Raw genomic sequence first — 25,315 nt, forward strand, 5'->3', positions numbered from 1 at the left:
GCTGGCCTGCGACTTCATGCACGTGGAGACCGTCTTCCTCAAGCGCCTCTATGTCTTCTTCGTCATGGAGATCGCCACCCGGCGCGTCCATGTCCTAGGCGTCACCGCCCACCCGACCGGCACATGGGTCACTCAACTCGCCCGCAACCTGCTCGTGGACCTCGGCGACAGGGCTGGGTGCTTCCGGTTCCTCATCCGTGACCGGGACAGCAAGTTCACCGCCGCATTCAACGCCGTCTTCGCCGGCAACTGCATAACCGTCATCCCGACTCCGCCACAAAGCCCACGGTCCAACGCGTTCGCCGAACGTTGGATACGCACAGCCCGCGCCGAATGCACCGACCGACTCCTCATCACGGGTGAACGACACCTGCGGACCGTCCTCGACCAGTACGCCGAGCACTACAACGCCGGACGAGCCCACCGCGGCCTGGACCTACGTGCCCCAGACGACGACCCGAACGTCATCCCCCTGCCCGCAGCCACGGTCAGGCGTCGCCAAGTGCTCGGCGGACTGCTCAACGAGTACCACCCGACGCTACCCCGACCGCCTTACCGTCCGCAGGAAACGCCCAGCTCAGCGGCCTGATAGGAATATTGACACCCTTCAGGTTCGAGCAGGCAAGATGGCACCGCGGCCACCGGTCCTTTGCGTGATCACTGAGCGTAGAGAACTCCACGATCACGCTAGCCCGTGGCTGTTTCATGTCCTGCACCTTCCGTCGACAAGCGGCCCCAACCATTTGCCGGTTGGTCTTAGGCTGGCGCTGCAGCACCGGTGGTCGCGGTTTTCTTCGTGTAACACCGTGTCCTACATGGTCAGTTTGAGGAGGCGTTTGTAGCAGCATAGGGCTGCGGCCAGACCGAGAAGTGCCAGGTAGTTGCGAGGATCGTGCTCGTAGCGCGGTGACAGGCGGCGGTAGCCGGTCAACCAGGAAATCGTGCGCTCGATGACCCACCTTCGGCGGCCCAGTCGTTCGCTTGAGTCGATTCCCTTGCGGGCGATGCGGACGCCGATGTGCTGACTGTGCAACCATTTCCGCAGGTCAGGGAGGTCGTAGGCTTTGTCGGCGTGCAGCCGCTGGGGTTTGGAATGGCCGCTGTGGGATTCGTGTCCTATGTGGAAATGGGCGACCATTGGCTTCAGTCCGAGGCTGTCGTGGGTGTTCGCCGCGGAGAGGCCGACGCGTAACGGCAGTCCGTTCGCATCCGACAGGACGTGCATCTTCGAACCCGGCTTGCCCCGGTCCACGGGCGACGGACCTGTGTGTTCGCCCCCTTTTTGGCGCGGACGTGAGCGGAGTCGAGTACCGCCCGGGACAGGTCGACCAGGCCCTGGCCGGCGAGCATCTCAAGCACCCTCTGGTGCAGCCGTCCCCAGACACCCGCCCGCGACCAGATCAGAAACCGGCGGTGCACCGTCGACTTCGACGCGCCGAAGCAGGGCGGCATAGCCCGCCAAGCACAGCCGCTGACCAGCACGTAGACGATAGCCGCGAACACCGCCTCGTCGTCGATGTTGGCCACCCCGCCGCCCTGCGGCCGCACTCGCGCCGGCGGCAGCAAAGGCCTGGCGATCTCCCACAGCCCCTCCGGCACGATCCATCCCCACCGCCCACTCCCCATGACCCAGCCAACGACCAACTGACCATGTAGGACACGGTGTAAGTGAGCCTGCTGCGCGGAGCGCGCTGTTCCCCGGGCTTGGCAGCACGGTGCTGGCTTGTGCTACCGGAGTGCGGTCAGGCGCTATATATCACCTTGATCGGCGAACGACAAGTGTACCCGAACATCGTTGCGCAGGGTGTACTGTTGATCACCCCTGGGCTGCATATATGCTCTGGTTCTCAACCTATTACCGGATTCGAGGTCTTGGTGCGTCGCACGTTGAACAAAATCGCCGCTGCCGCTGCCGTTGCTGCGTTTGCCGTATGTGTCATCGCGTCGAGCGTGGACGGCGTGAGCTCGTCCAGTCAGTCGACGACGGTGCAGGCTAGCGCGGCGCAGTGGATGTGGTGACGCTGGTAGCACCGTAATCGCGTGATTGGCTGACCCGGTCTCTCGGCATAGGCATACCGGCTCCTGCGAGGCTCAGGAGCCGGTCAATCCCTGGCCTGCAAGGAGAGATTGAACCCCCTCTGCCTCCGCGTCCGCTTCAAGGTTTCTATAGACAGTGATTGCCTGCTCGCCGTAGTGACGTGCCATTTCGAGATTGTTAGAAGATAGGGCGGTTTGTGCGAGTCCCGCGAGTGCCTGCGCGGAGCCGAGAGGGAAGCCAGCGTCCTGGGCCACATGCAATGCTTGCCTGAAAACTGTCAGCGCGCTGCCAAGCTGTCCCGATTCGCGCTGAATATTAGCTATACCTATCAGCGCCCGCTGTCTCTCGTAGGAGTTGTCGATGCTGCGGGCGACTTCTTCCGCCATGCTGAAGTGCAGTAGGGCCTCGCGCTTTCGTCCAGTTTCCGCGTAAGCCGTGCCCATGCTAATTAGTACATTTGCTTCTCCCAGAGAGTCACTGCCAGCCCGGTGGCTGTCGAGAGCTCGTTGCAAGCAGGCAAGTGCTCGAACCGTCTGACCAGTTGCTTGATAGACAGCGCCCAAATTTGTGTCCAAGATGGCGAGTTCCTGGCGGCCGCCACAGCGCTGAGCGAGTGAAAGGGACCGTTCGTAGTAGTCACGGGCGTCCTCGTAGCGTCCTTGGCGATAGTAGAGCTCGCCCATATTATTTAGGGCCCGTACCTGGCCGGACTCATCCTGGAGTTCCTCATGAATGCTAAGCATGGCCCGGACCTTATGGGCTGCTTCCTTATAGCGGCCAGCGTAATGCAGTGCTGCTCCTTGAACATTAAGGCATTCTCCTTCTCCTAACCGATCACCAACCGTCTGGTACAGATCCAGTGCCTGGTCGAGTGCGCTCAAGGCCATATCGCCATAGCCCCCCGCCAGGTGGGCGCGGCCTGACTGCAGGAGAGCGTCGGCGCAGCCGCTTGGATCGTTGAGCGCCTGAAAGAGAGCTAGGGCCTCGGTCGTGCAGCTCCGGGCCTCCTGGTGCTTTCTTTGGGCCAGAACCTCCGCGCGTTCCACCAGGGTTCGGGCCAGAGCTGCCTTGTCGCCCTCTACGCGGAGGGCGGGCATTGCTGCGTCATAGAGTTCGGCCGCGATGCTCCAGGTGCCCCACAACTTGAGTGACATGGCAAGTACGTGGGGGAAGAGTGCTGCGAATCTCGGAGCCTCAGCAGCTGATGTGCGGGCGGCGGCTAGGAGATTGGCGCGTTCCAAGGCGAGCCATACTGTCGCTTCGTCTGCGTTGCCGAATTGGGGCGCGTATGAGGATTCCCGCTCCGACCCTAAGGGCAGGGTGCGACGGTGTGGGTGAGCGAGCTGATCGGCACGGTGTGCGGCGGTGAGATAGTAGCGGAGGAGCCGGTCGACCGCTTGCCGGCGAGTGGACTCTGGTTCCGCCTGGGAACAGATCTGGAAGGCAAAGGCGCGGGTGAGGTCATGGAACCTGTAGCGGTCTCGTATGGGCTCGTCGAGCATGTGGCTGTCCAATAGCTCCTCCAAGTTCTTACGCAACTGCACACCCTTCAGTCCTGTGAGTGCGATTGCTGCATGAAGGGTGATATCAGGGCCTGAGTGCAGCGCAAGGAAGCGGAACAGTTGTTGCGCTGGACCGCTCAGCTCTGTGTAGGAGAACCGGAAAGCCGATGCGACGGCATCGTCGAACTCGTCCAGCGGGTCGGCCGCCTGGGTGAGTCGATCGAGGAGATGGTTAAGGTCCCAGGAGTCGCGATGCCGGAAGCGGCTAGCGAGCAGCTGGATGGCGAGGGGATGACAAGCGCATGCAGCTACGACACGTCCCAAGGCTGCGGCGTCGACGGACAACCGAGCGCGACCTGCGATCCGGGTGAAGAGCGCGGCTGCCTCTGCCTCGGACAGCACGTCCAGGAAGAGGGATGAGGCACCGTCCAGTCCTGCGAGTCGGTTCCGGGAGGTTACGATCACACGGCAGGTGGGGGCACCGGGCAGTAGAGGGATGATTTGAGCAGCATCACGGGCGTTGTCCAGGATCACCAGCACACGACGCCGAGCCGTCCACTGCCGCCATTTGGTCGCGCGCTCGTCGAGCGAATTGGGCAGGTCCCCTGATAATCCGGTTGCCTGGAGTAGGACCCCGAGTGCTTCTGCGGGGTCGTAGGAAGTCTGGCTACTGTAGGCGTGTAAGTTCACGTAGAACTGGCCGTCAGGATAGGACGTAAGTAGCCCGTGCGCTGCACGAATAGCCAGGGCGGTCTTGCCAATGCCTGGCATACCGTGGACGACGGTGAGCGGCAGGGGCGTTATCGTGCTGTCCCCTGAAGCCGGCTCTGCAAGCAAGATGCGGAGTTCGCTGGTACGTCCAGTGAAGTCTCGGGTTGCGCGAGGAAGGCTGTTAGGGGGCAGCGCGGTATCGGATTGGATATCCACCAGTGTATGGTCTTGTGCGAGGATGCGCTGATGGAGTTCTCGAAGATCGGGTCCGGGCTCGATCCCTTGTCTGTCCCGGAGGTGTTGGCGTGTGGTCCGGTAGAAGGCAAGTGCCTCGTCGGGCCGTCCGGAGCGATGGAGCGCTAACATAAGGAAATAAATCAGCTTCTGAGCAAGCGGATTCTGCGAGGCGAGCTCATGCAGCTCACCTATGAGATCTGCGTGATGTCCTAACTCGAGCTCTACCCGGATCCGTTCTTCCCGAACACGACGGTATTCCTCGATCAGCCGGGTGCGCGTCGACATGGCCCAAGCACTGGAAAACTCTGCTAATGGTTCGCCTCGCCAGAGAGATTCAGCAGTACGCAGCAGATCAACGGCCAGATCCGTCTGACCGCACGCAGTTGCTGCGCCCGCGTCCGTGCGGAGCCGTTGAAAGCGCAGCAGGTCGATATCCTCCGGGTCAACCCGGAGCTGATACAGCCCGGGGGAGGGCCGTTCCACCTGAACCAGGTCTCCGGCTGCCCTCCGTAGCCGTCTGCGTAGCCGGGACAGGTAGCTGTGCAGAGTGTCCAAGGCTGTCCGGGGCGGCTCGCCGTCCCAGAGGCGGTCCATCAGGGTCTCAACGCTGACCGGCTCGCCCCGGGCGTGGACCAGAACGGCTAGCACGCAGCGTTCTTTCACCGATCCGAGCTTGCATCGCTGATCGTGATGCCATAGTTCAAGGGATCCAAGAGCAAGAAGTTCCACCATCGCCCCCGATGGGTGTTCTACTTCCTGCCGCCTCCGGCAGCGTCCGCACATACGCGCGGCATCAATTTACTGTCGCTGCCTATCTGGGGTAGCGGGCAGAGGCGCATGGGAGCGCGACGGGCGCACATCTCGCCATGGTCATTTCCATCAGGTGGAGTGCAGGATTCCTGCAAGTCATCCATCCACCCCTGGGGGCACCTCTGTGTCAGTGACAGCAAACCGGCGCTGTCGACTGGACCGAGTGACCGGTCCGGAGGAAGGAACCGGGGGATTGACTTTGATGAGCGTGGTAACGCAAGAAGCACACGGGCCTCATGTGCCGGTGCGTCTGGATGTCGAGCGCTGGGCCACATGCCGGATCCGTAGAAGGGTCTTGGCTGTGGTGCACACTGTGACCGCCGGGCAGCGGCTGCTCGAGGCGGTTCGTCTCCTGGAGGGCGACTGCCGCGTACAACTGTTCTTCACGTCGGCGCCTGACGTGTTCAGTAACGGTGTAGCTGCCTTCCTGGAGGAGCTCAATGGGCTGGTGCTGCCGTGGAGCCAGGCCATACGGACACAGTTCGACCTTGCGCTGGCGGCGGGCCACGGAAGCCTCCACGAACTGCACGCTCCCGTGATCGTGCTCCCGCACGGCGCTGGGCATAACAAGATCGTGCGTGGTGCGCGCCGGGGACACCAAGTGGCGGATCGAGGCGTGTATGGCCTCAGTAGGCAGCGGCTCATTCGGGACGGTGTACTGGTACCCGAGACGATCGTTCTGGCGCATCAGGAGGAGCTCACCCGGCTCGGTCGCGAATGCCCCGAGGCTCTGCGTGCCGCGGAGGTGGTGGGCGACCCCTGCTTCGACCGCATCACCGCCAGTCTGCCCTCGCGGGCGCTGTACCGGGAGGCTCTGCACACCAGGACCCACCAGCGACTGGTACTGGCCTGCTCCACCTGGGGACCTCAATCTCTGCTGGGACAGAGGTGGGAGCTACTGGAGCGGCTGGTCAGCGAACTGCCTCAGGAAGAGTATCGCGTTGCTGTGCTCCTGCATCCGCACGTATGGAACGCCCACGGCGAATGGCAGATTCGTAGTTGGCTGGCTGAGCTTGCCCGCTGGGGGCTCGCGGTGGTCAGCCAGTACACCGACTGGGTCGGGGCGCTTGTCGCTGCAGACTACATAGTGGGTGACCATGGCTCCGTCACGCTCTATGGGGCAATGACCGGTGCTCCTGTGTTGATGGCAAGTCTCCCCGACGCTGATGTGGATTCGGCTTCGCCAATGGCTGAGTTGAGCTCCTTCGCGCCTCGACTGCTGGACGACCGCCCGCTTCGTCGGCAGCTCAACCGCAGCTCCGCAGCATACCCGTCGCATCGCTATGAGCGAGTCGCCGCTCGGATCAGCTCGGAGCCGGGCCAGTTTGCTCGCAAGATGCGTGCGCTGATGTACCGGAAGCTGCGGCTGCGGGCACCCGCCGTCCGGCCGACCACGGAGCCTGCGCGATTGCCGTCTATGGTGCGTTACGACGAGCCTGGCAGCGTTGTGTCATGACGGCGCTGACCGTTCTCCTGTCCGAGGAAGTCGTTGGGCAAGGGCCAGCGCGCCGTATTCGGGTCGTGCTGGAGCACCCGACCTCAGGTGCCATGGTCGTGGACGAGCATCTGCGTGTTGAGCTTCCCGCCCCGGACACATGGTCACTGCTCGCCGATGTGCTGTTGGCCAGTGACGAGGGGCAACAGGACATCGCCAAGCTGCGTGCACGCAATCCGGGAGCGTTGGTGATTGCGGTACATCGCGGCCCCAGGTGTTGGATGCGGCTTGGATCTGACGGCCTCACACTAACCCTCCGAGCACGATCGTTATCGTCGGTTCCGTCATGGGGTATCTGGGCCTCGTTGGCCCACACCTGGCTGGTGGCCGGGCTACCGGCCAAAGCTATGGAATTGGCGGTGGTACGGCTACTGCGGCTTCAATCCACAGCATGGCCCTCCAACCGTGTGAGCTGGGCCCGCACCGCCTCGGCATCCGCCGATCCGGAACGGCTTACCGAGGAATGCAGCTCAAGCGCTTCCCGGTAGTAGTCCCGGGCAAGGTCCTGCTGTCCGCGCCGCTCGGCGAGTACGGCCAGGCTCTCCAGGGTGCGGGCTGTTTCATAGTCGGCGGCCATGCCGCGCAACGTGCTCAGCGCCGTGGAGAGCAGGTCCTCCACCGGATCGAGGAGGTCCCGCGCGAGGTACGCGCGGCCAAGCAAAGTGGCCGCGCGCGCGGCGTTGTACATGTCACCCGCTTCCCGGAGCGTGGTGTAGGCGGCATCGGCGTCCGTGGTCGCCTGCTCGAGGAGGCCCCTCGCGAGTGCGACATCGGCGAGATTCAGCCGAGCCAGTCCGCCGGCCCGTCGGTCGCCGCATGTGGGTAACTCTGTGGCGGCACGAGTGAAGAGCTCGGCCGCCTTATCCAGCTGGCCGAGTCTTTGGTGTGCCAGTCCCTGATAGTTGAGCGTGCGGGCGTAGCCGAGGGCGTTTCCGCTGGTGTGAAACGTGCGTGCCGCGCGCTCGAACATCTCAAGGGCGCGCTCGTGGCTTCCCAAACCGAGTTCACCCACACCGCCGGAGGTGAGCATCCGGCACTGGGCAGCCGTGTCCCCTAACTCCTCCGCTGCCGTCAGTCCTTCCTTGTGCACGGCGCGCCACTGGTCGTAGAACTTGCGCCGCAGGAAAAGGGGCCACAGGGCGTCTGCAAGCTGCCAGGCGACGGCCGGGAAACCTGCGGGGCGTGCGTGATGTATCACGGCCATCAGGTTGGGTAGCTCAAGCTCCAGCCAGTCCAGTGCACCCTCGGCATCGTCACCGAGGTCCGCCATGATCACCGGTTCAGCACCGTAGCTGCGCGGCATCGTACGATGCTGAGGATCGACGATCTCCTCGGCGCGCGTGGCAGTGGCGAGGTAGTGGTCGACCATGCGGCGCAATGCCGCGACGCGCTCCTGGGGTAATTCCTCCTCCTCGGCCTTCGATGCGGCATGCAGCCGTACGAGATCATGGAATCGGTAGCGTTCCTCCCCAGCATCGATGAGCAGATTCGCGTCGTGGAGCAGGTCGAGTACGTCTGCCGCATCACTTGCCAGTGTTGCTCTGACCACCGGAGTTCCGAATTCCGATCCCGGGTGCAAGCCCATGAGACGGTAAAGGCGAGCAGCCTCGGGTGGCAGCCCTTGGTACGACAGGTCCAATGCCGCCCGTACATTGTGGTCGCCTTCGATGGCCAATGCCTCCAAACGGCCGCGCTCCTCGGTCAGCGCGCGCACCATGGTAGTGATCTCACGCCGCGGGCGCGCCGCAAGTCGAGCACCGGCGACACGTACCGCCAGTGGCAGCCCTGCGCACAGCTTGACCAAGGCGCGAGCTTCGTCGGGCTCGGCGGCCACGCGGCCATCGGCGAGGGTGATCTCTAGTAGCTCGACCGCCGCATCCGTGGCGAGGGGTTCAAGATGCAGCGCGTAGCAGCCGTCTACGATCAGGCCCGGCATCCGCCAGCGGCTGGTCACGGCGGTCACGTTCTGACCGCCTGGCAGTAGCGGCCGGACCTGGGCTGCAGTAGCAGCGTCATCGAGCAGCACCACAAGCCGCCTGCTCGCCGTCAACGAACGGTACAGTGCTGCTCGATCAGCAAGGGCCGAAGGCATCTGCTTGGCCGAAACGCCCAGGGTACGTAGAAAACGGCCAACCACCTCGTCGGGAGCTGCCGGTCCGTTTGGAGACTGTGCGCCCAGGTCTGCGTAGAGTTGGCCACCGGGAAAGTGAGGGCTCAGTGCGTGCAGCCAGGTCAGCGCGACTGCCGTCTTGCCAACCCCACCCAGACCGCTGACCGCGGCCAGCGCGGGATAGCCTTCATGGGCGGTGCGGGCGCGATGCCGCTCCAGTGCGTCCAACTCCACTGTGCGGTCGGTGATGCGAACCAACGGCGGTAACTGCCATGGAATTTGCGGAATCTGCTCTTCGGCCCCAGTCTCGATGCGGTAGTGGATGCCGCCGTACACCGTTCCAGCCTGTACAGCAGACCCGTGCACCGTGCCGCTCAACTCGTTGTGACCGTGCCCTTGCCCCCGCACTGGTTCCCCCTCCGAAGGCGTAAGTGACGGTTCCCGTAGGACATTCTTTCCTTATATACAACCGATATCCGTCGCTCTGGGACGATCTATCTCTTCGGCTCGACCCATGGGGCGCCAGGTGCTAGGTGTCAAAAGACGGTTGGCGTTCGATGAGGGGAGCGATTCAGCGGGAAAATAGTATGCCAAGCAGTGGAATCCGTCAGGGATCATCCCTGGTAAGGGTCTGTACGGGAGCAATGCTCATGACCTGTGGATCGAGGCTCGGGGAGCACACGAAGGGCGTGCCTTCCCGAGCGGTCGGTTGAAGGTCACGGAGTAGGCCCGCGTTCACAGCGCGGGTCGGGAGGGCAGGCCCGGCTCTTCGACAAGCTGGCCGCCGGAACGCACGCGACCGGCTCGGCGACCACGCGCCGCTCGGTGCATGTGCGTCCGGTCGGCCCGTTCGGGGAGGTACCAGCCATTGCGTAGGCGGGTCTTGGCGGGATCGACTGCGCGGACGGAGCTGAGGCTGGGCGCCGGGCCGCGTTGCGGTGACCGGTCGGCGGCGGCCTGCGCGAGACGACTGCGACGCGTCGCTCGTGCGGGGCCGGACGGGGTGTGGCGGGCTGCCAGAGGCAGCGGGATCGAGGGCGAGGTCGGTGTGCACGGCGTAGGTCCTGCACGGCTTGGCGGCTGCGGCGCGGGCCGTCGCCCTCGGGGTCGGTGAATCGGAACAGGCCCGGCTGTTCGCGATGCTCTGGTGCGGTCGATGGGAGTCGTAGAACTCCTCGAACTCCCGTAGGGCGTGGCGGAGGTGGCGTTGGTTCCAGATCAAGGTCCGGTCCAGGAGTTCGTGTCTTCAGGTCTGCACCCACCTTTCCATGATCGAGTTCATTCTCGTCATGTGGATGCCGGTGAGGACGACCTCGATGCCCGTGTCTTTGAGGAGAGCGTCGAACAGGGCGGGGAACTTCCCGTCCCTGTCTCTGATCATGAATTGTGCCCGGCATCCGACATCCTCGAGGTCCATGACCAGGTTCTTCGCTGCTTGTGTTACCCGGGATGTGGTCGCGTGTGCGGTGGCGCCCAGGATCCGGATGCGGCGGCTGCTGTGTTCGATCACCGCGAGTGCGTACATCCGCGTGCCGGACAGGGTGACCGTCTCAAGGAAGTCACAGGCCAGGAGGCCGTCGGCTTGGGAACGCAGGAAGTCGGTCCACGTGCTGGAGCTCCGGTCGGGCGCCGGATCGACGCCGGCATCCTTGAGGATCTTCCAGACGGTCGAGGCGGCCACCTTCACTCCCAGCACGAGCAGCTCGGGTGCCTGTAGCCCCAGCTTGGATTCTCCCTCGCCAGGCGCAGTACCAGAATCCGGATGGAGCGCACGGTACGGGGCCGACCGGGTCGCTTGGGCCGAGATGAAGCGGCATGACGGCGCTTGATGAGGTCGCGATGCCAGCGCAGCACCGTGTCAGGACGCACGAGCAATCGCACACGCCGCAGGGCGGGCAACGGCAGCCGGTGCAGCAGCGCCGCCAGGAATGCCCGATCGCTCGGCGTGAACCGTGTTCGATCACTACCGAGTTGGCGTTCGAGCACTGTGATCTGATGACGGAGGGCCAGGATCTCCGCATCTTTGTCCCGGTCGCTCATCGACAGCAGACGCAGCAGCGCGAACGCGTTGGTCACTCCCAGGTAGGCCAGTCGCAGCCGCACGGTCGATCATCATGACGCGTCGACTGCCGGCTGCGCGAGAGCGCCGACTAGAGCGACGAGGCCGACCACCGCCAGCCCGGGTGCAGGCGTCCGACCAGGGCGGATGACATTCTCGGCAAGCGCAGGGTTGAACAGGCCGAGGCCGCCATCGCCCGCGTACGCGCCGAGTGCGACGCCATCGCCCGCGACGTCCACGGCAAGACCCCCGTGGCCCTCGCCGGGTATCGCGAGGCCAACGCCCGTATCCGCGCCGCCCTCAACGGCCCGGCCGCCGAGCAGCCCGCTCCGCCCACCACATACACCGAAGCACAAGCCCGGCACCGCGAGATCCTCCACCGTCGCCGCGCCGCCATCGAAGGCGTCACCGCCGAATGGGACCGGAAGGAACTCGGCGCTGTCCGCGACCTCGTACGCCTCAGTAGCACCGAGTCCACCACCAATCAGGAGCAATCGGGAACCAACCTCCCGCCCCTGACGTCGAGCTGAGCACCACCCCCCTCACACCGACCCAAGGGACGCCGTGAACAACGAACAGCAGGACACCAGAGAGCAGGCGAAGCAGGCGATCTACGCAGCGATCGCCGAACAGGCCGCCGGCCTCAAGACGAGCAAGGGGCAGGTGGGAGCGGCCGAGGCATTGAAGCACCTTGCCGAGGCGTACGCATGGGTGACCTACCCCAACCAGACGCACGGATGACATGACGGAGGGGCGTTCCCGGGCCAGGGGCCGACCGGGAACGCCCCTCACAGAGCCCATCCATCAACACGCCTAGCGCCCCAGGGTGCCGGCGCGGTGCGCTGGCCGGATCCCGCAGGCGCTGGACTACAGCGTCAGACCACGTCGAGGGCGCGGCGGCACACGTACGGGATACGGCTCATCCTGCCCATCCCACCGAACCAAGAGCGCCGTAGGCCGCTGAGCCCCCCACGCCTCCAGGATCTTGAAGTCATGCGCCGCCTCCGGCGCCAACGTCACGTTCTCCGGCAGACCGGTGACCAACGACAGTCCCTCGCGCGACACCGTGACGCCCGTGGCCGTCGCGTCGCCGACGTTGCGGAGGCAGTAGCGGAGCTTATGCACATGCTCCACCACGAACTTGACCTTCGGGACCGCTGCGGCTGCCGCCGCGGCCCTGCGCTCGTCGAACTCCGTCTGCTGAATGTTGAGCGATGCCTGGGCTATGTCGGCGGAACGGCGGCTGTCTCCGCGTGCCAGGCGGGCATAGGCCAAAGCGGCGAGTGACACAGCAATTGCTACCCAAGTTGGCGGATCTCCCCAGTCCATGGGCGGACCGTAGTGGCATCTCGGGTGCCGCGTCAGCCGTTTGATCAGGCGCGTTCATCACCGACCGGCGGGCGCAGGAAGGCCACCAGCCGGTCGGCCACGATCTCCGGCGCATCCGGCGCGCCACGCACGTCGTCCATCGCCCGCACCCGCTGCGCCAGCTCCTGTGCGTACAGCGGCAGCACCCGGTCCAGCACCCGCGCTATCGCAGCCTCGGGCGTGTGGCCGTCGGCGAGGGCCTGTTCGTAGACCGCGACGGCGCCGGTGGTGAGCTGGGGGACGCGGGCGAAGATGTGGTCACTCATCGGTGGATCCCGGCTCCGGCTGCTCCTCGCCGCGGCCGGGATCTTGCAGATCGGGGTGCATGTCGAACATCAGCGCCGCCCGGACATCGTTCACAGCGTTGGTGAGGCCGCGGGTATCTGCGGTGATCTCGGCCTTACGGGGCGGGGTGGCGCCGGGCCGGATCATGCGCTCTTCTCCTCGCTGTTCCCCGGCCCCCACGTGAGTTCGCCATTCTCGGTATGCACGGTGGTGGTCGCCCCCGCCCGCTCGGCACGGGTGCGGGAGTCCCCATTGATGCGGATGGCGATGGTCCGAGCCCGCTCGTGGTTCACTCCGGCCCAGCCGCCGATCTCGCGGAATGAGTGGCCGTCGAGGCGGGCGGCCGCGATGTCCTGGTCCATCGCTTCCTTGGCGCGTTCGACGGCGGCGGCTCGTCGGCGCAGTTGCTTCTCCCAGTCGGTCATGGGGCCATGCTCCCACGCGTACCCGTCTATTTTCTAGTCGCGAGTTCCGTCTACTCGATAGACAGAAGTGGTGAAGGTATGTCATTCTCTGGATGTCTAGAAAATAGACGGTTGAATCGAGGGGGAGACTATGAACGCCAAGGCCCGCGCAGCCCGCCGCACCATCCTGTGGGGCTCGGAAAGTCGTCGCTGCAGGTGGCGTCAGGTATTCGGTCTCGGCTGGCAGCATGTCCACGTGACTGTCTCGCTGGTGTACAAGGTCGTTCGCAAACTGCTGTCCATACCCCGGGTACTGCTTCGCCGGGAAGCGACGAAGGACGCGGAGTTGCTCGTGCTGCGGCACGAGAACGCGGTGCTACGTCGCCAGATCAGCGGCCGGGTCCGGCATGAGCCCTTTGATCGGTTCTGGCTGGCTGCGCTGTCGGGGCTGATACCCCGCCACCGGTGGCGTGAAGTCTTCCCGGTCACGCCCGGCACCCTGCTGGCCTGGCATCGCAGGTTCATCGCGGCGAAATGGGACTACAGCGTGCGACGCGCTCGGACCGGGCGACCACCGACCAGGGCGGCGCTCAGGGAGCTGATTCTGCGCCTCGCCCGGGAAAACGCAGGGTGGGGCCACAGACGGATCCAGGGCGAGTTAATCGGCCTCGGGCATCCGATCGCCGCATCCACCGTATGGGAGATCCTGAACGCTGCGGGTATCGGTCCGGCCCCACGCCGCGCCGGCCCAACCTGGCGCGAGTTCCTCACGAACCAAGCCGAGGGCATCATCGCTGCAGATTTCTTTCATCTTGACACCGTGGTCGGACGCAGACTCTACGCGCTGGCCTTCCTCGAACACGGCACCCGGCGCCTCCACATCTCAGGCGTCACGGCACATCCCTCCCGGGACTGGGCCGTGCAGCAGGCCCGGAACGTAGCCGCTGACTTGGACACACGTATGGAATCGCTGCGGTTCCTGCTCCGTGACCGCGATGGCAAGTACGGCCAGTCCTTCGACGCCATCTTCCAGGCCGACGGCATAGACGTGTTCAAGAGCGCGCCACGAGCGCCGAGGATGAACGCCCACTGTGAACGGGTTATCGGCAGCATCCGGCGCGAGGCCCTCGACCATATCCTGATCACGAACGAGTCACACGCCCGACATGTCCTTGCCGCCTACCAACTGCACTACAACACACACCGTCCTCATCGAAGCCGAGGCCAGCTACCTCCTGACGCCCACCAACAGCCCACCACCCCGCACGACCGCGACGCACGCAGACTCCTGCGTACACGCGTCCTCGGCGGCGTCATCAACGAGTACCGCTATGCCGCCTGATCAGCAGCGATGACTTTTCGAGCCCGACAGGCGTCGGCCGCCGCGCGTTCGGCGCGGGCCGCAGCCGACGCCCGCCATTTGTAGAAGCTGGAGCGGGCCACCTCCAGCACGTGGCACAGCCGCTTGACCGGGTAGGTCTCGCAGTGATCCTCAATGAACTGGAAGCGGCCTACCAGTGCATCTCCGAGGCGAAAAACTTCGTCGCCTTGCGCAGGATGTCCCGTTCGGAAGCCAGCGTCGCATTCTCCTTGCGCACGGCCTTCAACTGCTCGCGCAACGCTTCGATCTCGGCTTCGAGCTCCTCCGTGGTCCGCTCGTTCACCGGCTCATCCTTCGTGCTCCTTCTCGCCGTCGTGCCGTGGTGCGCTTCGGCGGCGTCGATCCACCGGCGCAGGGTATCGCGCCGAATCCCCAGGTCACGGGCCACCTGGGCGATCGTGAGGTCCGGGTCCGAGTGGTACAAGGCCACAGCATCGACCTTGAACTCGGGCGAGTACACCTTCATGACCATAAGTGGTCCCTCCTCCCCGTCCCCCACCGGGGCCGGGATCAGAGGTGTCCACCACTCAGGGGGAGCGGCCCTGGCCGTGGAAGAGGTCCTCCGGCCTGGCGGCGTCGGCGAGGCGTTTGACGGTGCGAGTGGTCATGCGAAGCTGGCGTTCGATCGCGCGGCGGCTGTTGCCGGCGGCCAGCAGCGCGTGGACGGCGGCATGGTTGGCCCGGGTGCGGTCAGCGAACCGGTGGCCGGTGGGCCACGGCGAGCCGGAGGAGTCCTTGGGCTCATCGTCGCGCGGTGCGGGACGCGAGGGCGGTTCGGGCCGCTCGGCCAGCCATGCGGCCAGGCTGGATGCCTCCCGGTTGGGCAGCAGGTCTACCGGCCGACGGGTCTCGACATCGACCAGCACGGTGCCGTAGGCGTGGCCCTTGCGGGTGGCGTACTCATCGACGCCGACCACCCGCGGGGCCGGTATGTCGGGCTCGGGGAGGGCGTCGACCAGCCGGAGCACGGTGCTGCGGCTGACAGACACCCCGAAGACGCGGGCCAGCCGGGCGCCAGCCCGACCGGCGAGCGCGAGGCCGACCGCGGCCAGTGTCGAGCGCAGGCGCTCGGTCCACCGGCTGGGTCTCCGGGGCACCCCCGGCACCTGCTCGACGAAGGTCCGCCGTGGGCATGCGGCCTCCGGGCAGGCGAACCGGCGGACGCGCAAGCTCAGTACCACCCGCCGCCCCGCCGTCGGCACGTCGGCGGGAAACCGCAGGTAGGAGCTATGAATTCGGTTCGACCACCTGCCGCAGTCCGGGCACACCGAGCCGTCGGCTGTCCTGTGGGCCTGGATGTGTACCGTCTCGTTGTTCACGTCCACTGACAGCACCGCCAGGTCCGCGATCGACGGGAACAACAGCTCCTCCAGCCGGAGCACCTTCTCTTCCACGCCGCCGAACTGTCGGCCAGGCCAAGATCAGCACTGAGCAGTTTCGGGCAACTTTCCGGAAGCCCTCCGAGCGTCAGCCGTCACTCACCGTGCGCGGTTCACGGAAGTTGAGCCAGAACCCAAAAAATGACGGCAGTGCCGTGTCGTCCAGGTAAACGGAGCGACCGACATCTGTGACGGGGCTCTGCCACTCGAGTCCGGATACCCGTGATCTGGACGAAGGTGCGATGAGGTGAAGGACGGTGGCCCCGTGAGGGGGCCGCCGTCTTGGGTTGCGGCGGGTGTACTCAGGCGGCCTGGCGGGTCTTGCGGCGGCGTACGGCGAGGGCGGTGCTGCCACCGGCGGCGATCAGAGTGGCGGCCACGCCGGCAATCGCCGCGGTGTTGTCGTTCGTGCCGGTCTCGGCGAGGTCGGAGCCCTTGACCACAGTCGACGGAGCGCTGTTGGTCTTCATGGTCTTGACGATCCAGCCTGCGTAGGCGGGCGCGCTGGTGTAGAGGCCGGGGCCCTGCGAGCACGGCACTTTCGGGGCGCCGGGCCCCGAGGTGACGCCGATCAGCTCCCACCGGCCGTCCCGGCCCTTTTGGACCTGCGGTCCGCCTGAGTCCCCGAAGCACGCCATGGCCTTGGGCACGGTGGTGATCGTGCACAGCCGGGTCCGGTCCGCGTACCCGGGCGCGCACTCGGACTCGGCGCCCCTGCGGGTGTTCAGCTCCTGTAGCCGGTCCGGGAACTTGAACTCGGTGTCGACGGTGGTGCCGAAGCCCAGGAGCCGGGTCGGCGTGCCGGGCCGCCCTGCCTGCTCGGCGATCTTGATCGGTTGCTGGGCGACCGGGCGGTCCAGGCGTATCAGCGCGATGTCGTTCTTATTGGCGGCCTTGTTGTCGCCGTTCACATAGCCGGGATGGACGAAGGTCCGGTCGATCTTCCGGACGGTGCCGCCGGACTTGCGGTGGTCGCTGCCGACCCGCACGATGCCGTCCAGCTTGAGCCCCTCGACCTTCAGGCAGTGAGCCGCCGTCAGCACCCACTGCTGATCGATCAGCGACGCTCCACAGTTCCCGTCGATCAGACCCTGGTCCGGGGCCGACTCGGGGACGGTCGCCATGAACGGGTACCTCTCGGTGGAGTCCGACCCGTTGACGATGGCTCCTGCGCTGCCGGCCATGACGGTGACGCAGGCCGCAGCAGCGAGAGCGCCGACGGCAGCGGTGCGGGCGGTACGGCGATGCAGCGGCTTGAAGCTGAACACAGAGGGTTCCCTTTTTGCTTGGTGGATCCGTATGCATTCAGCCTCGTCGTCCGATGCCTGCCGGACCATCCCGGCAGCGGGTCGGTCGATGGTGGGGCCAGCCCCCCTCTGCACTGGGGAAAACCCGGCGCCCGGAGTGTGGCTTGCCCGGCGCGCGACTTCGCAGAGCGCCGGAGAAGCCCCCGGAGGGAGTCACCGGCTCTGGAGCCAAGACACAGACGTACGCCCTACTCTCCTCGTGCACGCTGTATTGGAAACCGGCTGCGACGCGGAACGGCCGAAGCTTCGACATCTGCGGCATGAACAGCCCCTTTCACCAGGAGCATCTCGATTCTGTCGGGAATTTCCACGCGTCAGATCATAAGTGCGGTACATCAGGCGCCCGCGTGATCCCTCCCGCTTCCTGGGCTCCGGAAACACGTCGGCCCTCGCAGAAGCGAGGGCCGATCGTCGCGCGCCCGGCGGGGCCGGGAGTACCGTCTGAGTGTCTACGTCAGAACGGAGCACACAGTATGCCCCATCAGACCGACATGCCGGAGGGCGCACAGACGAACGGGCAGAGGCTCAAGCGTCTGCGTATGCGCCGTCGCTGGGATCAGCGCAAACTCAGTGAAGTAAGTGGGTACTCTCTTTCAGCCGTGAGGAAATTCGAACAGGGCCAGCGCAGTCTGGACCGCGCCGACGTGATCCTCGCCTTCTCTAAGGCGTTGGACTGCCACCCGACCGAGATCACTGGGCAGCCCTACGCGCCGCCCGACTCCGACCTTGACGGCCAGGCTGCCCTCGCCTCTGTCGGGGCTGTACGTCGGGCTCTGTTGCGTCATGGGCGCCCGTGTCGGCCTACCGACCAAGAGGCAGCTGAGGTGGACCTGGGCAAGCTTCGCGAGCGCGTTGCTAAGGCGAACGGGCATCGGCAGCGCGCCGCCCTGGCCAAGCTCAGTGACGTCCTCCCCGCCCTCCTGCGGGACCTCCAGGTCGCGGCAGAGGTGAGTACCGGGGATGGACAGCGTGAGGCGTATGACCTGCTCGCCTCGGCGTACGAGTGCGCCATGCAGTACTTGTACAAGTTGGGTCGGAGCTCTGACGCGACTCTCGCAACGGAGCGTGTGTTGTGGTCGGCAGAGAAGACCGAGGACCCGCTTCGCGTCCTCGCCGCGTGCTGGTACGACGCGGGCGAATTCCTGGCCATCGGGGAGCATGACGAGGCCGGCCGCCTCATCGATGAGGCACTGACATCGCTCGGCACCATGGGCGCTGACAGCCCGGAGAAAGTGTCACTGGCCGGTGCCTTTCACCTGAAGGCGAGCCTCAACCACGCCAGGGCCACCGACAGCAAAGCGGCAGAACAGCACCTGCAAAGGGCCCAGGAACAGGCGAAGTTGCTGGGCGAAGACCGCAACGACTTCCAGTTGCAGTTCGGTCCCACCAATGCCGCGATCTGGTCGGTCTCGCTGCCGGTGGAGATGGGCAAAGGCCAGGAAGCGGTACGCCGCGCGGAACGCGTCACCCGCTCGCTGCCCAAGCAGTACGCCCCCGAACGGCGCAGTCATCACTACATCGACGTCGGCCGGGCGTACTACTACAACGGGCAGCATGAGCAAGCCCTGGAAGCGTTCGTCAAGGCAGAGCGTCTGGCCCCGCAGGCAACACGCATGAATGCAGGCGTGCGGGAGACCACACACACCATGTTGAATTCGGCCCGTCGAACGGCCCTGTTCGAGTTCGGGATGCGGCTCGGCGTGGTGTAACAGCCGAGTGACACATTTTGTGTCACTGCCCCACACAGCGAGACCCTACGGTCAGTCATCACCTGATCACTGATGACGTCCGGGGGTCAACGTGCCATCGAATCTCGAACTCCTACCGTGGACACCGCCGCACACCCAAGGCGTCGAGACTTTACTCGTCGGCAAACGGTGGGACGCGGTGTCCACGTCGGTCGCCGTTGGAAACCGCGTCCCCGAGCTGGGCGGAGCGTCGTGACCGCCACCGCTCGGCCCTCCGCCGTCGGACGTCCGGCCTACAGCCAGTCTCTCCCCCGTGAGCCGCAGTCCGCCGCTCTCGCCCGGCGGATGGTGCGGACCGTGCTGGAGACCTGGCACCTGCCCCAGCTCGTCGGCGAGGCGGAGCACGTTGTGTCTGAGCTGGTCTCCAATGCCGTCGACCACGCTCGTGGCCGATGTCTGCGGGTCACGGTGACCCGCATCGGCGAATGCTGCGTGCGTCTCGCGGTCATCGACAGGAGTCACGACAAGCCAGAGTTGAAGGTCGCCCTGCCTACTGATGAGCACGGGCGCGGCCTGGCTGTGATCGACGCTTTCGCGCAGGGATGGGGCGTCGACACGCTGCAATGGGGGAAGCGGGTATGGGCCGTCTTGGGGGACGGCGCGGGGGAGGACGAGCAGTGACTGGCCCGACCGTGCCCCCGCAACGGACCTCCAGCCCTCTGGACGCTCCCCGTTGGGCCGCCCCTGAGACGGCCGGCCATAGCGTTGGCGTGCTTGAGAAGGTGAGCGCCATACTCGACGTCATCGAGCGGGGTCCAGCCTCTTCGGCCGAGATCGCCCAGGCCACCGGAATCTCACGCGGTACCGTCTTCCGGCTGGTCCGAGACATGGCCCGCCTGGGACTGGTCGCCAGGGACGGAGACCGGATCACCCTCGGACCGCGTATCCCCCAGCTGGCGGCCGCGGGCGACAGCGTGCCCGCGGCGCACTCATGGGCCGAAAGGCTCGCCGCCTTGCGCGATCGGACAGGCGCATTCGCCGTCCGCCTCCACCAGCTCCACAGTCCCGCCACACGGGTCTGTATCGCCGAGGTTCTAGACCTTCACGCACCGCAGCGCTCGCAACTCGGCATGCCAGAGCCGCTGAGAGCCGACCCTGTCACACTGACGTTCCTCACCTGGCAGTCGGACCGGCCCGGTGCACGAGTCCCCGCTGCCGTCCCTTACAGGGACGACACGCTGACCCGGACCCGGCGCCGGGGCTGGGCACAGGGCTTCAGCGGTCCTGATCACTGTGTCGCCATCGTTGCCGCCCCTGTCCTGGACCGGCGTAAGCGAGTTGTGGCCGTCCTGGAGATCTCTGGCCCGGTCGCGGCCCTCACCACTACCCCGGGGCGGACGCATGGCAGGTCGCTGATCGCCGTTGCCTCGGAGAGCGACGTGATCAGTGAATGCCTCTACCGCAAAGGCGTAGCAGTGCCCGGCGCGCCGGCGCAGACGGTGAGCATCCTGCACCTGTTGACCACCACGCGGAGGACCGGATGAAATCACCAGCTCCAAGCACGATCCGGCCGCCACGTGAGGGCGAAGCGCCCGCTGCCGCAGCGTTGGTCATCGGGGCCTACCTACGGGCCATGCGGTTCGCACGCGGCCTGAGCGGCGACGATGCCGCGTGGACGATCGGCTGCTCAGCCGCCACGCTTTCGCGACTGGAGACCGGCCGCCTGCACCGGATCGCGGATGCGACCTCGCTCCTGGAACGCTACGGCGCCGATGACCGCGGCCTCACCGCGGTGGAATACCTCCTCCAGGAGCCGCACCGGCACATTCTGTCGGACCACGCGCCGGGATGGTTGGACCGGCTCCACGCCTGCCTGCGGCAGGCAGAGGCCATGGTTATCTACAGCTCGGTTTCCATCCCCCACGTCGTGCGGGTCCCGACGTACCCGACAGACATCCTGACGCAACGGCTCCGGGGCGGCGAACCGAACCGCGTCCACCGCGCATCAGTGACCGCTGACAACGGCAAGGGCGTGACGCTGCTGATGGATCAGCTGGTCCTGGAGAGACTGCGCAGCCAACCGTCCGTATGGTCGGCCCAGCTCTCCCACCTCCGGCAGCTAGCCACCTCGGCACAGGGCCCGCAGATCCTAGTCGTCCCCGTGGAGGCCGGGGTGATACCGCTCGCCAGCCTCATGTACCGGACGACGCTCCACGGGCACGACCTGGTCGTGCAGGAGGGGATCGGTTTCGTCCTCTACTACACCGGCGACGAAGCCGTGCAGGGGCGTCATTTTCTCCAGGTAGCCCTGGCAGCCGGAGTGCCTTTTGAACAGGCAGCGGTCTACCTGGACGAGGGGCGCGCCCGGTTCACAGAGGCAGCAGCCGGACTCGTCAGCAGCCGCGGGAGGGCGTGATGCACTCTGCGCCCCGCCGTCATCTACGCATCGCCGGTGAGAGGAAGGCAATGACCGCGGCCGTGCTGGCCACCCTCTTGCCTGACCAAGCCATCAACCTCATGCACGCTGACGAGTATTGGAACGCGCTCGCCATTGTGGGCTGGGGTCATCACGTCCTGGCTGCGCTGGGCGACCGTACGGGTGCGGTCTTCGAGGACCCGGTGCTGCAACACCTGACGTGGATCATCCCGCCGGGCGCGGCGGACGCCTGGCCGGTGGGCCCGCCGTTGAAGGAAACCCTGTTCGAGGCGCTGAGGATCACCGTCTATCAGCAGGGTGACGACATCTGCGTCCCCGGGCTGACCGGCGGCTCTCGCTGCGGCACTCGCTGGATCCGCCAGCCCTCGGAAGATCAGCTTTACACGGACGCGGACGCCCTGCGCGGGGCGGTGGAGGGCATCGTCGGACCGCTGAAGGAGGCTGCCGAGAAGGGGCCCGTGCGGCTGTGCCGCTTCTGCAACACCACGACGCGGGCGGTCGAAGTGGTCGATAACTGGGAGTCCAGCAACGGCTTGCGACGCACCGCCTACGCCTGCAAGCCGTGTTGGCGCAACACCGGTGGCAGCGACATACACCTCCTTGGCCCGAAGGAACCGCGGTGAACCCCGTCACTGAGCAGCCAGCGGTGCACCTGGACGAAAGGCCAGCCCGGTTCCTGGAGCACGCTGCCCAACTCGCGGCCGACCACGGGCGCCCACTGGCCTACGCGACAACGCCCCCGGAGGAGGGGAATCTCCCGTGAGCTCTCAACCAGGCCGCACAGACAACCGCCGGTGGGTCAGCCTCGGCATGGTGTTCGGCGGCCACTCCTGCGATATCCCCAGCCCGTTCGGTGCCCCTCAGTCAGGCAAGGGACTGGCCCCTGAGTGGGATCCGGCCGCGCAGCTCGATGAAGCGCTATGGGAAGCGGGGCCGGGCCGGATTCGACCCGGGCGAGGACTATCCCGGCGCACCCGACCGCCCATGGCGGCTCGTCTGCCGCGGATGCGGCACACCGTTGAGGGCGAGCCTCACCTCCCTGCGCGGCGGCACGCGGTGCGGCTGCGAATTCGCGGCCTCGCCCTGAAGCCGGGCGGGCAGCAGCCCGCCCCTCCCGTCACCCCCCACAACGGCATGCCGCTCGACGGGCGGACACCACAAGCACGCACCACCGGAGAGGAAGATCTATGAGCGGGCATGTGCTCGCCAGCCTCCTGCCCAAGCGGCCGCTCGACCTGATGTGCGCTGACCAGAACTGGAACGCCGTCGCGACTCCGGATGACTGGGGCCGTCACGTCCTGGACCCTTTTGGCGAGGACAGTACGGGTGCGGTCTTTGAGGACGCGGTGCTTCAGCAGCTGGTGTGGATCATTCCACCGGGCGGGGCAGACGGCTGGCCCGCGGCTCCGCCTCTGGGCATGACCCTCTATCGGGCAGGGGACAGACTCACGGTCCCCGGGCTGGACGGCGATCGCGGCGGCACCCGCTGGATCCATCCGCCGGCGGCTGATCGGCTGTTCACTGACGCGGATGCCCTGCGCCGGGCGGTGGAGGCCGTCGTCGGGCCGCTGGATGAGGCTGCCGATCTGCCTCCTGTGCGGGTGTGCCGCTTCTGTGCCACCACCACGCGGGAGCATGTCGTGGTCGACGTGTGGGAGTCCAGCAACGGCTTGAGACGCGTCTCCTGGGCCTGCCAGGCGTGTTGGCGCGACACCGGCGGCAGCGCCGGACACCTGCTTGACACAGGTAAGCCGCGATGAGGCCCGCCATCGGACAACTGCTGTACGTCCTGACCGTGGCCGCGCTGCTGGGCGTGCTCGGCTACGGCATCACCCATCCATGACCCCCACCCCGGCCAGGCGTGCTCGTGAGCCCCGGCCGGGGTGGTCCGGGGCTCCGGCCGCCGCTCCCTACTCCCCCGGGGGAGGGCAGCCGGAGCCATCACGGCAGGGAAAGGAGGTCGCTCGTGCGGCGACGCTGGACCATCGGCAACTGCTGGCTGTGGTGCGAGCGCACCGCGCTCCCGGTGCTGTGGCTCGGCCCGGTCCTCTGGGAAGGCGGCAACGCTCCCTTGCACGCATGCGAGGGGTGTATCCGACACCTGGAGAGGAAGGTCCGGGGCGTCCTCATCCGCGGCGCCACCCCGTCGCCGGCGCCCGAGCGGAGCCAACCAGTGCCGGGTGACTGCTGGCTGTGGTGCCAGCGCATTGCCCTGCCGACGCTGCTGCTCGGCACGGCGGAAAGCGCGGGGCACCAAGTGCCGCTCCACAGCTGCGAGCCCTGCATACATCGCCTGGAGGACAAGGTACGCGCCGCCCTCCCGTACGTCCCCGCCTGATGAGACTCCCGCCCCCCGGCCGCGCTCGCCTGAGCGTCGCCCGGCCGGGACGCGGGCACCACCGCCAACTGGAGGCTCGTATGACCCGTTCGATCATCACTGGGGCGCAAGCTGCGTCCTGCTACTTCCGAACATCTGTGGATCACCCCCACTGCAAAGCGCTCATCCAGGTGTGCGAGCCGTGCAATGAGAAGTGCGCCCACTGCTTCGTATCGGCGACCAAACGCGGGGAGTACATGCCGCTGCGCGGCATCTGCCAGCGGCTGATCCCGCAGCTCGCCGAGGCCCGCGTCAACCGGGTGACGATCACCGGGGGCGAGCCGTTCATGCACGCCGACCTCATCCCGATCGTGGCTGCGTTCCGCGACGCCGGCATGGGCGTCGGCGTCTGCACGAACGCCACGATGGTGACCGACGAGCAGATCACCGCGCTGGCCGAGTTGGACACTCATATGAACGTCTCCCTCGATGGGTTCTCGCCGGAGTCGCACGGGCGGTTCCGCGGCCGCCCGGAAGGGTTCGATGAAACCGTGGAGACGGTCAAGCGGTTCGCCCGCGCGGGCATCCTGCAAGGGCTGCTGTGCACCCCGAACAACCTCGCCGAGGACCAGGAGTACGCCGCGCTGTGCGCGTTCGCCCGGGACCAGGGCGCCAAGTACGTGCTGATGAACCCGCTCGGGGAAATGGGCCGCGGAGCGAACAGCTCCCGCAAGCTGCGCCGGCCGGACGACCACATGCGGCACATCCGCGACCTGACGATGCCGTTCGCGGACGATCTGGACCTGGTGCACATCCGGTTCCCCAACGAGGGCAAACCGCTCGCCGGGTGCGAGGCCAACACGATCATCTACGTGTTCACCCGCGGCGAAGTCGCCGTCTGCCCCTACCTGGTGTTCACCGCCCGGACCAAGGTGAGCCAGCACCCCGACACCGATTTCATCGTGGCCAACATGTGGACGGACGACGACGTCGCCGCCCAGCTCGACGCCTACAAGTTCCACGAGCGGTGGAAGGTGGGCGACAACCCCACCTGCGGCAGCTGCGCCCTCTCCCCGTCGTGCGGGAAAGGGTGCCCGGCCGCAGTCGTTGCCGCGGGGCACCGCATCGGGGCCGTGGACAGCGAGCTGTGCCCGGTCATCCCGGCGCAGTCCCGCGTGCTGCCCGTGGTGGGTGTCTCATGACCGGCATGTTCATAGCGATCGACGGACCCGGCGGCGTCGGCAAGAGCACGGTCACGAAGGCCGTCGTCGCCCAGGCGCGGGCCGCCGGGATCCCCGTCCACCAGACGCGGGAGCCCTCCGACACGACGTTAGGGCAGCTCGCCCGGCACGGCACGGATGAGTACCGCGACATGGCACTGGCATGCCTGATCGCCGCCGACCGGTACCAGCACCAAGAGCGGGAGATTCGCCCGGCCCTGGCGCGCGGCGACCTCGTGGTCTCCGACCGCCACGTCGCCTCATCTCTGGTGCTCCAGGTCCTGGACGGCGTCGGCCGCGATATCGTCTGGGAACTCAACCGGCACGCCGACATGCCAGACATCTCGGTCGTGCTCAACGCTCGTGCCGATGTGATCGCGCAGCGGCTCAGCACCGCGGCGCACACAGCCGCTACGAGCGGGAGGCAGGCGGGACCGAACGGGAATGCGCGCTGTTCCGCGAGGCGGCTAGGTTCCTGATGGCCAGCGGTGTCCGCGTGCTGCAACTGGACGCGTCGTTCGCCGGGTCAGAGGAAGTCGCCCGCACGATCGTGACGGCGATCAAAGA

Annotated in this window: 24 protein-coding genes and 1 pseudogene; 14 read left to right on the forward strand and 11 right to left on the reverse strand. The window is 66.3% G+C overall.

Features of this window, described 5'->3' with window-relative positions; genetic code table 11:
- Positions 1-16 precede the first annotated feature (16 nt).
- Entirely contained in the window at positions 17-589 is a 573-nt protein-coding gene (locus ACT2CW_RS49170) for an integrase core domain-containing protein (RefSeq protein ID WP_445521301.1), read from the forward strand.
- A gap of 222 nt (positions 590-811) precedes the next feature.
- Here ACT2CW_RS49170 and ACT2CW_RS49175 read toward each other — a convergent pair.
- Together ACT2CW_RS49175 and ACT2CW_RS49180 are read right to left on the reverse strand one after the other, a co-directional pair.
- Positions 812-1,626, reverse strand: a protein-coding gene (locus ACT2CW_RS49175) for an IS5 family transposase (protein WP_445521335.1) whose coding sequence is annotated in 2 segments (ribosomal slippage) — positions 812-1,284 and positions 1,284-1,626 — 816 coding nt in all. Because the reading frame shifts where the segments join, the coding sequence is not laid out codon by codon here.
- A 465-nt stretch (positions 1,627-2,091) separates the two neighbouring features.
- The gene (locus ACT2CW_RS49180; protein WP_445521302.1) at positions 2,092-5,151 is read right to left on the reverse strand and encodes a tetratricopeptide repeat protein; all 3,060 of its coding nucleotides are present in this window, start codon (positions 5,149-5,151) and stop codon (positions 2,092-2,094) included.
- A gap of 349 nt (positions 5,152-5,500) precedes the next feature.
- Here ACT2CW_RS49180 and ACT2CW_RS49185 point away from each other — a divergent pair, with 349 nt between their 5' ends.
- Positions 5,501-6,754 carry a hypothetical protein gene (locus ACT2CW_RS49185; protein ID WP_445521303.1) on the forward strand — a complete coding sequence of 418 codons (1,254 nt, stop codon included), beginning with the start codon at positions 5,501-5,503 and terminating at the stop codon, positions 6,752-6,754.
- Positions 6,755-7,172: 418 nt separating this feature from the next.
- Here the strand turns inward: ACT2CW_RS49185 and ACT2CW_RS49190 are convergent, their stop codons facing one another.
- Together ACT2CW_RS49190 and ACT2CW_RS49195 are read right to left on the reverse strand one after the other, a co-directional pair.
- Positions 7,173-9,311, reverse strand: coding sequence for an ATP-binding protein (locus ACT2CW_RS49190; protein ID WP_445521304.1), 2,139 nt, complete (start codon positions 9,309-9,311; stop codon positions 7,173-7,175).
- A gap of 694 nt (positions 9,312-10,005) precedes the next feature.
- A pseudogene (locus tag ACT2CW_RS49195) lies at positions 10,006-11,006 on the reverse strand (integrase core domain-containing protein); the annotation flags it as partial.
- A gap of 207 nt (positions 11,007-11,213) precedes the next feature.
- Here ACT2CW_RS49195 and ACT2CW_RS49200 point away from each other — a divergent pair.
- Both ACT2CW_RS49200 and ACT2CW_RS49205 read left to right on the forward strand, forming a co-directional pair.
- Entirely contained in the window at positions 11,214-11,492 is a 279-nt protein-coding gene (locus ACT2CW_RS49200) for a hypothetical protein (RefSeq protein ID WP_445521305.1), read from the forward strand.
- A 34-nt stretch (positions 11,493-11,526) separates the two neighbouring features.
- On the forward strand, positions 11,527-11,703 hold the full coding sequence (locus ACT2CW_RS49205; protein ID WP_445521306.1) for a hypothetical protein: 177 nt from the start codon (positions 11,527-11,529) through the stop codon (positions 11,701-11,703).
- A 126-nt stretch (positions 11,704-11,829) separates the two neighbouring features.
- On the opposite strand, the gene ACT2CW_RS49210 is transcribed toward ACT2CW_RS49205, so the two are convergent.
- The 4 genes from ACT2CW_RS49210 to ACT2CW_RS49225 are packed head-to-tail and all read right to left on the reverse strand — an operon-like array spanning position 11,830 to position 13,040.
- The gene (locus ACT2CW_RS49210) at positions 11,830-12,291 is read right to left on the reverse strand and encodes a hypothetical protein (RefSeq protein ID WP_445521307.1); all 462 of its coding nucleotides are present in this window, start codon (positions 12,289-12,291) and stop codon (positions 11,830-11,832) included.
- 44 nt (positions 12,292-12,335) lie between these two features.
- Positions 12,336-12,596 carry a hypothetical protein gene (locus ACT2CW_RS49215; RefSeq protein WP_445521308.1) on the reverse strand — a complete coding sequence of 87 codons (261 nt, stop codon included), beginning with the start codon at positions 12,594-12,596 and terminating at the stop codon, positions 12,336-12,338.
- Complete coding sequence (locus ACT2CW_RS49220; protein WP_445521309.1) at positions 12,589-12,762, reverse strand: hypothetical protein; 174 nt, start codon at positions 12,760-12,762, stop codon at positions 12,589-12,591. The genes ACT2CW_RS49215 and ACT2CW_RS49220 overlap by 8 nt, the downstream gene beginning before the upstream one ends.
- Positions 12,759-13,040 carry a hypothetical protein gene (locus ACT2CW_RS49225; RefSeq protein WP_445521310.1) on the reverse strand — a complete coding sequence of 94 codons (282 nt, stop codon included), beginning with the start codon at positions 13,038-13,040 and terminating at the stop codon, positions 12,759-12,761. Before ACT2CW_RS49225 ends, ACT2CW_RS49220 begins: the two co-directional genes overlap by 4 nt.
- Before the next feature lie 235 nt (positions 13,041-13,275).
- Between ACT2CW_RS49225 and ACT2CW_RS49230 the strand changes: the two genes are divergently transcribed.
- Entirely contained in the window at positions 13,276-14,361 is a 1,086-nt protein-coding gene (locus tag ACT2CW_RS49230; protein WP_445521336.1) for an integrase core domain-containing protein, read from the forward strand.
- Positions 14,362-14,530: 169 nt separating this feature from the next.
- Here ACT2CW_RS49230 and ACT2CW_RS49235 read toward each other — a convergent pair whose 3' ends face one another.
- From ACT2CW_RS49235 to ACT2CW_RS49245, 3 genes are all read right to left on the reverse strand, one after another.
- On the reverse strand, positions 14,531-14,872 hold the full coding sequence (locus tag ACT2CW_RS49235; RefSeq protein WP_445521311.1) for a transposase: 342 nt from the start codon (positions 14,870-14,872) through the stop codon (positions 14,531-14,533).
- Between the two features lie 55 nt (positions 14,873-14,927).
- Positions 14,928-15,794, reverse strand: coding sequence for a transposase family protein (locus tag ACT2CW_RS49240; RefSeq protein WP_445521312.1), 867 nt, complete (start codon positions 15,792-15,794; stop codon positions 14,928-14,930).
- A 287-nt stretch (positions 15,795-16,081) separates the two neighbouring features.
- Complete coding sequence (locus ACT2CW_RS49245) at positions 16,082-17,047, reverse strand: trypsin-like serine protease (protein ID WP_445521313.1); 966 nt, start codon at positions 17,045-17,047, stop codon at positions 16,082-16,084.
- A 512-nt stretch (positions 17,048-17,559) separates the two neighbouring features.
- Here ACT2CW_RS49245 and ACT2CW_RS49250 point away from each other — a divergent pair.
- From ACT2CW_RS49250 to tmk, 9 genes are all read left to right on the forward strand, one after another.
- Positions 17,560-18,795 (forward strand): helix-turn-helix domain-containing protein, encoded by a 1,236-nt coding sequence (locus ACT2CW_RS49250; protein WP_445521314.1) that lies wholly within the window; start codon positions 17,560-17,562, stop codon positions 18,793-18,795.
- Positions 18,796-18,867: 72 nt separating this feature from the next.
- Positions 18,868-19,455 carry an ATP-binding protein gene (locus ACT2CW_RS49255; RefSeq protein ID WP_445521315.1) on the forward strand — a complete coding sequence of 196 codons (588 nt, stop codon included), beginning with the start codon at positions 18,868-18,870 and terminating at the stop codon, positions 19,453-19,455.
- 89 nt (positions 19,456-19,544) lie between these two features.
- Positions 19,545-20,318, forward strand: a complete 774-nt coding sequence (locus tag ACT2CW_RS49260) for a helix-turn-helix domain-containing protein (RefSeq protein ID WP_445521316.1) — start codon at positions 19,545-19,547, stop codon at positions 20,316-20,318.
- Positions 20,315-21,190: a Scr1 family TA system antitoxin-like transcriptional regulator gene (locus tag ACT2CW_RS49265; RefSeq protein WP_445521317.1), complete on the forward strand. Its 876-nt coding sequence runs from the start codon at positions 20,315-20,317 to the stop codon at positions 21,188-21,190. The genes ACT2CW_RS49260 and ACT2CW_RS49265 overlap by 4 nt, the downstream gene beginning before the upstream one ends.
- A 50-nt stretch (positions 21,191-21,240) precedes the next feature.
- Positions 21,241-21,834 (forward strand): hypothetical protein, encoded by a 594-nt coding sequence (locus ACT2CW_RS49270; protein ID WP_445521318.1) that lies wholly within the window; start codon positions 21,241-21,243, stop codon positions 21,832-21,834.
- Positions 21,835-22,398: 564 nt separating this feature from the next.
- On the forward strand, positions 22,399-22,971 hold the full coding sequence (locus ACT2CW_RS49275) for a hypothetical protein (RefSeq protein ID WP_445521319.1): 573 nt from the start codon (positions 22,399-22,401) through the stop codon (positions 22,969-22,971).
- A gap of 206 nt (positions 22,972-23,177) precedes the next feature.
- Positions 23,178-23,549 carry a hypothetical protein gene (locus tag ACT2CW_RS49280; RefSeq protein ID WP_445521320.1) on the forward strand — a complete coding sequence of 124 codons (372 nt, stop codon included), beginning with the start codon at positions 23,178-23,180 and terminating at the stop codon, positions 23,547-23,549.
- Positions 23,550-23,686: 137 nt separating this feature from the next.
- Positions 23,687-24,730 (forward strand): radical SAM/SPASM domain-containing protein, encoded by a 1,044-nt coding sequence (locus ACT2CW_RS49285; protein WP_445521321.1) that lies wholly within the window; start codon positions 23,687-23,689, stop codon positions 24,728-24,730.
- A complete protein-coding gene (gene tmk / locus ACT2CW_RS49290) occupies positions 24,727-25,227 on the forward strand; it encodes a dTMP kinase (protein WP_445521322.1) in 501 nt (166 codons plus the stop codon). The genes ACT2CW_RS49285 and tmk overlap by 4 nt, the downstream gene beginning before the upstream one ends.
- Positions 25,228-25,315 lie beyond the last annotated feature (88 nt).

The organism is Streptomyces sp. NEAU-174, assembly GCF_052665095.1.